At 74.7% G+C, this 7,161-nt stretch carries 5 protein-coding genes; all 5 read right to left on the bottom strand.

What is annotated here, in order from left to right; genetic code table 11:
• The coding region (locus AAH991_RS24380) for a hypothetical protein (RefSeq protein ID WP_346228219.1) at positions 1–200 on the bottom strand (200 nt) is incomplete at its 3' end.
• Between the two features lie 162 nt (positions 201–362).
• Positions 363–2,336, bottom strand: coding sequence for an acyclic terpene utilization AtuA family protein (locus AAH991_RS24375; protein ID WP_346228218.1), 1,974 nt, complete (start codon positions 2,334–2,336; stop codon positions 363–365).
• The gene (locus tag AAH991_RS24370; RefSeq protein WP_346228217.1) at positions 2,333–3,178 is read right to left on the bottom strand and encodes an enoyl-CoA hydratase-related protein; all 846 of its coding nucleotides are present in this window, start codon (positions 3,176–3,178) and stop codon (positions 2,333–2,335) included. Before AAH991_RS24370 ends, AAH991_RS24375 begins: the two co-directional genes overlap by 4 nt.
• Positions 3,175–5,487 (bottom strand): ATP-binding protein, encoded by a 2,313-nt coding sequence (locus AAH991_RS24365; protein ID WP_346228216.1) that lies wholly within the window; start codon positions 5,485–5,487, stop codon positions 3,175–3,177. The genes AAH991_RS24370 and AAH991_RS24365 overlap by 4 nt, the downstream gene beginning before the upstream one ends.
• A 67-nt stretch (positions 5,488–5,554) precedes the next feature.
• Positions 5,555–7,153, bottom strand: a complete 1,599-nt coding sequence (locus AAH991_RS24360) for an acyl-CoA carboxylase subunit beta (RefSeq protein ID WP_346228215.1) — start codon at positions 7,151–7,153, stop codon at positions 5,555–5,557.
• Between the last annotated feature and the right edge of the window lie 8 nt (positions 7,154–7,161).

Raw genomic sequence — 7,161 nt, 5'->3', positions numbered from 1 at the left:
CGGACCAGGGCGATCGAGCGGTCGAGCAGCCAGCGCAGCTCCGGAGTCCACAGTGGAGAGCCGGGGTCGGGCCAGCCCGCCATGATCTCGGCGGCGGCGGCGTCGTCGTCCGGCCGCACCGCGAGCCGGGCGAGGATCGCGGGCGCGTCGGCCTTGGCGGGCAGCGGAGCCGACGGCAGGTCGCCCGCGAGCCGGTGCACGCGGTCTGCGTCCTCGACGGGTACCCCGAGCCGGGCGGCGGTGTCGTCAAGATCCAGGCGGACGACCCTAACGGCCGATCGGCGTCTTCCACAGCCCCTACCGCTCGGGCGAATGCCGCCTGGCCGCTCTGCCCGGGCGACCCTGGCGGTCGCGGGCACCGGTCACGGGGGGACGGGCACGTGTACGGCGCGAAGACGCTCCCCGAGCGCCTTGGCCTGGGCGTCGAGGAGCGGGCTGGCCGCCACGCCGCTGCCCAGCAGTCCGCGGACGACGAAGTTGAGCGCGTGGAGGTTCGGCAGCGCGAACCGCTCGATCGGCAGGTCGCCGACCTCCGGCAGAAGTGCCCTGAGCCGTTCCACGGTCAGGAACGCCGCGAGCCATGGATACCGGGCGGGGTCACGCACCCAGACGCCGAGGTTGGCGTCGCCGCCCTTGTCGCCCGAGCGGGCGCCGGCGACCGTGCCGAGCGGCCTGACCACCCCGGCCGACAGATCCCCGGCGTACGGCGGCACGACCGCGTCGCCGGGCGGTCCTCCCGCCTGCTCGCCCAGCACCGGCCCGGGCGGCGCGTACGGCACCTCGACGCGGAGCCCGTCCACGGTCACCACGGGGAGCACGGCCCGCGCCTCGACCGACGAGGGCCAGTAGACGCCGTAGGGAGAGGCGTCGCCGGGCGGTGTCAGACCGTAGAAGCCGGGGTAGCTCGCCAGACCGGTCTCCACCACCGCGGAGGAGAAGGCCCGCCCGGCCCTGCGCGGATCGGGGTCCATGACCGTGATTCGCAGCAACGCCGTCCCGGCCGTGCCTGCGCTGTCCGTGCCCGTCCCGGCCGTGCCTGCGCTGTCCGTGCCCGTCCCGGCCGTGCCTGCGCTGTCCGTGCCCGTGCTGTCCGTGCCTGCGCTGTCCGTGCCCGTGCTGTCCGTGCCCGTGCTGTCCGTGCCCGTGCCGTTGGCTGCAGGGCCGCTCAAGGCGCCGTAGCCGTCCGCGTCCGGATCGCCCGCGCCGCTTGTTCCCGCGCCGCTCGGGCCGCCCGGGGCGCCGGAGCCGCCACCCGCGCCGAGGGGGGTCAGTTCCACGTGGACCTGTTCGAACGACTCGCGCGGGACGCGGGCCCAGATCGCCTCCTGCGCGATCCGGGCCTTCGCGGCGAGGCCGAGGCCGGTGAGCACGAGCGTCATCGTGTTGCGGTGGCCGCCCAGGTAGGTGACGGCGACCTTCAGGGTCTCCGGCGGGGGTTCGCCGCGCACGCCCGTGATCCTGACCCGGTCGGGCCCCTCCTGCTCCAGCCGGATGGTGTCGAACCGGGCGGTCACGTCCGGCCCGAGATAGCGCGGCGAGGCGATCTCGTACAGCAGCTGCGCGGTCACGGTCCCGATCGAGACCAGCCCGCCGGTGCCCGGGTGCTTCGTGATCACGCTCGACCCGTCGGCGTGCAGCTCCGCGATGGGGAAGCCGCAGCGGGCGAGGTCGGGCACCTCCTCGAAGAAGGCGTAGTTGCCGCCGGTCGCCTGGCAGCCGCACTCGATCACATGCCCGGCGACGACGGAACCGGCCAGCGGGTCGAGGTCGCCGGGGCCCCAGCCGAACCACCACATGCCGGGCCCGGTGACCAGGGCGGCGTCGGTGACCCGCCCGGTGACGACGACGTCCGCGCCGTGCTCCAGCGCCACCGCGATCGGCCGGCCGCCGAGGTAGGCGTTGGCGGTCAGCGGGGTCGCCCGCAGGGTCTCGCCGGTGTCCGCGTGGACCGGCGGCGCCGCGAGCGGCATGAGGTCGTCGCCGGTGACGTGGGCGACGGCCGCGCGCAGCCCGAGCCGGTCGGCCAGGGCCGACACCGCCTCCGCGCAGCCGGCGGAGTCGAGGCCGCCCGCGTTGGCGACGACCCTGATGCCCCGGTCGAGACAGGTGCCGAGGACCTGCTCCATCTGGGTGAGGAAGGTGCGGGCGTAGCCGGGACGGCCCTTCAGCCGGTTGCCGGCGAGGATCGACATGGTGAGCTCGGCCAGCCAGTCGCCGGTGAGCACGTCGATCGGCCCGCCCTCGACCATCTCCCGGGCGGCCGACAGCCGGTCGCCGTAGAAGCCGCCGCAGTTCGCGACCCGCATCGGTCCCGGCCGCCCGGCCTCCGCCGTCATCGCCCGGCGTCTCCGGCCCTGGCCTCCGACGGGGCCTCCGACGGGGCCTCCGACGGGGCCTCCGACGGGGCCGACGGGACCCAGGCGGCGAGCCGTTTCTCCGCGAACGCCCGGATCCCCTCCTGCCCCTCCTCGGAGGTGAAGCGCTCGGCCGACAGCTCGGCCATCGCGCGGAACCCCTCCTCGACCGGCAGCAGCGGCACCTCCCGCACGAGCCGCTTGGTGATCGCCAGCGCCTCGGGGCCGCCGCGCAGCAGCATGCCGGTGTAGTGCGCAACGGTCGCGTCGAGGTCTTCCTCCGGGACGGCCCGGGTCAGCAGGCCGATCTCCACGGCGCGCGCGGCGTCGAAGACCTCGCCGGTGAGGAAGTATTCGGCCGCGGCCCTTGGGTCCAGACGGCGCAGGCAGGTGACCGCGATCATGGCCGGGACCACCCCGAGCCGCACTTCGGTGAAGGCGAACGACGCGGTCGCCGGGGCGACGGCGAAGTCACAGGCCGCCACCAGGCCGAGGCCGCCCGCCCGGGCCGTGCCGTTCAGGCGGCACACGACCGGCTTCGGGCTCTCCCAGATCCGCAGCATGATGTCGGGGAACGACGCGGTGACCGGCGCTCCTCCGCCGCGCTGCTCCTTCAGGTCGGCGCCCGCGCAGAACACCGGTCCCGCGCCGGTCAGCACGATCACCCGTACGGCGGGGTCGTCCAGCGCCCAGGACAGCGCGTCGTCGAGTTGGCGCAGCAGGCGGGACGACAGGGCGTTGCGGTTGTGCGGCGAGTCGAGCGTGATCGTGGCCACGCCGCCCGCCTGCTCCCGGCGTACCAGGACCTCCTGGGGTTCGCTCACTGCTGCGCCGCCTCCCTGCCCGGATTCGCACCGGCGTCCGTGCCCCGCGCGCCCGTCTCCGTGCCGATCTCGGCGCCGCTCTCCACGCTCCCGGGAGGGGCCGCCTCCGGGGCCGCCGCGTGCGCCGTGTCCGGGCTCGGCGGAAGACCGGTCTCAGGAGCCGGGGGGAGGCCCGTTTCCGGGCCTGCGGGGGAGCCGGTCTCCGGGCCGCCCGCCGAGCCCGGGCCCTGGTCATCGGCCGTACCGGTCGTCGTACCGGTCGTCGTGCCGAGCTCGGGGCGGAACTCAGGGCCGGCTTCTGCGCCGGCCTCCGGGCCGGTCCGCGCGTCCGGCCCGTCCGGGCGCGGGCCGCCGCCGGGTTCTCCCGGCGGCGACGGCTCGATCACGGCGAGCGGCACGCCCGCCTCGACCTGCGCGCCCGGCGTCACGTGCAGGGCCGTCACCGTGCCGGAGGCGGGGGACACGACCAGATGCTCCATCTTCATCGCCTCCAGTACGACCACCGGCTGCCCGGGCTCGACCACGTCGCCGGGCTTGACCTCGACACGCAGGACCGTACCCGGCATCGGGGCGGGCAGTGCCCCCGGCGTGACGTGCCCGGCCGGTTCGGGCAGGCGCTCGACCGGGGTGAGCCGGACCGGCCCCAGCGCCGAATCGACATGCACCACCCCCCGGTAGGCGGCCACCTCGAAGGCGTGCCGCAGGCCCGCCGTCTCCAGCACCACCCGTCCGGGGTCCGCCGTCACCAGCGTGACGTCCTCGAAACCCTCGGCCCGCAGCCCGTCCCTGGTCAGCCGGTAGGCGATCTCCAGGCGTCCGCCGTCCTCCGTGCCGAACGCCGTGCGTTGCGGCTGGGAGGGGACGTTGCGCCAGCCGCCCGGCAGCCCGCCCAGCACCCCGTCGCGCCGGGCGGCCGCGCGGTTCGCCGCCGCCCCGGCGAGCGCCGCCGCGAGCGCGGACAACCGTACGGCCTCGGGGCCGGCGAGCGAGGCCGGAACGGGGTGCCGCTCGAGAAACCCGGTGTCGAGCGCCCCGGACAGGAAGTCCGGGTGCCGCAGCACTCCCACGAGCAGGTCGCGGTTGGTCGCCGGCCCGTGGATCCGCGCGCGGGCGAGCGCGTTCGCCAGCCGCCGGGCCGCCTCCGCCCGGTCCCGGCCGTACGAGACGACCTTGGCCAGCATCGGGTCGTAGTGGACGCCCACCTCGGTGCCGGAGACCACTCCGGAGTCGAGCCGCAACCGCGCCCCGAGGCCGAACTCGCCGTCCACGCCGGGGATCTCGAAGCGGTGCAGCACGCCGCTGCGCGGGCGGCCCTCGGAGTCCTCGGCGTACAGGCGGGCCTCGATGGCGTGCCCGACCGGGCTCGGCGGCAGCGCGGCGAGGTGGGCGCCCTCGGCCACCTCGATCTGCAGCCGGACCAGGTCGACCCCGTAGACGCACTCGGTGACCGGGTGCTCCACCTGAAGGCGGGTGTTCATCTCCAGGAAGAAGAACCCCTCGTCCGACAGCAGGAACTCGACCGTGCCCGCGCCCTGGTAGCCGATCGCGCGGGCGGCCCGGATCGCCGCCTCGCTCAGTTCGCGCCGCAGTTCGGGCCCGACCGCAGGGGAGGGGGCCTCCTCGATCACTTTCTGGTGGCGGCGCTGGATCGAGCACTCGCGCTCGCCGAGCGCCCAGACCGTGCCGTGGGCGTCGGCGAGGATCTGCACCTCGATGTGGCGGGCGCCCTCCACCAGGGGCTCGGCGAACAGCGTCCCGTCGCCGAACGCCGACAGCGCCTCCCGCCGGGCCGACTCGACGGCTCCGGCGAGGTCGGCCGGGTCGCGTACCACCCGCATGCCGCGACCGCCGCCACCCGCCGACGCCTTGACCAGCACGGGGGCCGTCATCTCCACCGGGCCGTCCGGGGACAGCGGGATGGTCGGCAGGATCGGCACGCCGGCCTCCGCCATCAGCGCCTTGGCCTCGATCTTCTTGCCCATCGCGGCGACGGCCTCGGGGGAGGGACCGATCCAGGTCAGCCCGGCGTCCAGCACGGCACGGGCGAAGGCGGCGTTCTCGGACAGGAAGCCGTACCCGGGGTGGACCGCGTCGGCTCCCGACCTGCGGGCCGCCTCGACGACGCGCTCCGGGTCGAGGTACGCCGAGGGGCCGCCCAGCCGTACGGCCAGGTCGGCCTCGGCGACGTGCGGGGCGGACGCGTCGGCGTCGGTGAAGACGGCGACGGTCTCGATGCCCAGTTCGCGGCAGGTGCGGAAGACCCGCCGGGCGATCTCTCCACGGTTCGCCACCAGCAGTCGCCCGATCATGACCCCTCACCCTCGCCGATCCGCATGAGCCCGCTGCCGGTGAAACCGGTGTCGATGCGCATGCCGGTCACATCCGGAAGACGCCGTAGCCGGCCCGGCCTGCGTCGGGCGCCCCCGCGACCGCCGACAGGCACAGCCCGAGCACCGTACGGGTGTCGCGGGGGTCGATGACCCCGTCGTCGTACAGCCGCCCGGACAGGAAGAACGCCGCCGACTCCGACTCGATCTGCGCCTCGACCGCCGCGCGCATCGCCGTGTCGGCCTCCTCGTCGTAGACCTGCCCCCGCGCCTGCGCGGCGGCCCGCCCCACGATCGACATCACGCCCGCGAGCTGGGCCGGGCCCATGACGGCCGACTTCGCGCTCGGCCAGCTGAACAGGAAGCGGGGGTCGTAGGCCCGCCCGCACATCCCGTAGTTGCCCGCGCCGTAGGAGGCCCCCATGACGATCGTGATGTGCGGCACGGTCGAGTTGGCCACCGCGTTGATCATCAGCGCGCCGTGCTTGATGATGCCGCTCTGCTCGTACTCCCTGCCGACCATGTACCCCGTGGTGTTCTGCAGGAAGACGAGTGGCGTACGCGACTGGTTCGCGAGCTGGATGAACTGGGCGGCCTTCTGGGACTCCTCCCCGAAGAGCACACCCCGGGCGTTGGCGAGGACCCCGATCGGATGGCCGTGGACGCTCGCCCATCCAGTGACCAGGCTCGGCCCGTAGAGCGGCTTGAACTCGTCGAAGTCGCTGCCGTCCACCACCCGGGCAAGGACCTCCCGAGGGTCGAAGGGGACCTTCAGGTCCTCCGGCACGATCCCCAGCAGCTCGTCCTCGTCGAACAGCGGAGGCGCGTAATCGGCCGCCGGAACGTTCCCCGCCTTGCGCCAGTTGAGCCGCCGCACGATGCGGCGGCCGATCCGCAGCGCGTCGTACTCGTCGGCGGCGAGGTGATCGGCCAGTCCGGAGGCCCGCGCGTGCATCTCCGCGCCGCCCAGCGACTCGTCGTCGGACTCCTCGCCGGTCGCCATCTTCACCAGGGGCGGGCCGCCGAGGAACACCTTGGCGCGCTCCCGCACCATCACGACGTGGTCGCTCAGGCCCGGCACGTACGCGCCGCCCGCGGTGGCGTTGCCGAAGACCAGCGCGATCGTCGGGACGCCGGCGGCCGACAGCCGGGTCAGGTCGCGGAACACCTGGCCGCCGGGGATGAAGATGTCCTTCTGCGAGGGCAGGTCGGCGCCGCCCGACTCCACCAGGTTCACGTACGGCATGCGGTTGCGCAGCGCGATCTCGGCGGCGCGCAGTGTCTTGCGCAGCGTCCAGGGATTGGACGCCCCGCCGCGCACGGTCGGGTCGCTGGCCGTGACGACGCACTCGACGCCCTCGATCACCCCGATGCCGGTCACGACGCTCGCGCCGACGGGATATTCGGTGCCCCAGGCCGCCAGCGGGGACAGCTCCAGGAACGGAGAGTCGGGGTCGACGAGCAGTTCGATCCGCTCCCGGGGCAGCAGCTTGCCGCGCTCCCGGTGCCGCTCGACGTACTTCGGCCCGCCTCCGGCGACGGCCTTGGCGTGCTCGGCCTCGAGCTCGGCGAGCTTGGCCAGCATGGCCTCGCGCCGCGCGCCGTACTCGCCGCCGGAGGGGTCCAGCCGGCTCACGAGCACCGTCATGGCATCAC

The sequence above is a fragment of the Microbispora sp. ZYX-F-249 genome, assembly GCF_039649665.1.
GTDB classification, from domain to species: domain Bacteria; phylum Actinomycetota; class Actinomycetes; order Streptosporangiales; family Streptosporangiaceae; genus Microbispora; species Microbispora maris.
The sequence above is the reverse complement of the archived record's forward strand: the minus strand, read 5'-3'. Positions and strand labels throughout refer to the sequence as shown.

What these genes read in the sequence shown, in the direction of transcription:
- AAH991_RS24375 (WP_346228218.1), bottom strand. Translation starts at nt 2,336, where the DNA reads ATGACGGCGGAGGCCGGGCGGCCGGGACCGATGCGGGTCGCGAACTGC.
- AAH991_RS24360 (WP_346228215.1), bottom strand. Translation starts at nt 7,153, where the DNA reads ATGACGGTGCTCGTGAGCCGGCTGGACCCCTCCGGCGGCGAGTACGGC.
- AAH991_RS24365 (WP_346228216.1), bottom strand. Translation starts at nt 5,487, where the DNA reads ATGATCGGGCGACTGCTGGTGGCGAACCGTGGAGAGATCGCCCGGCGG.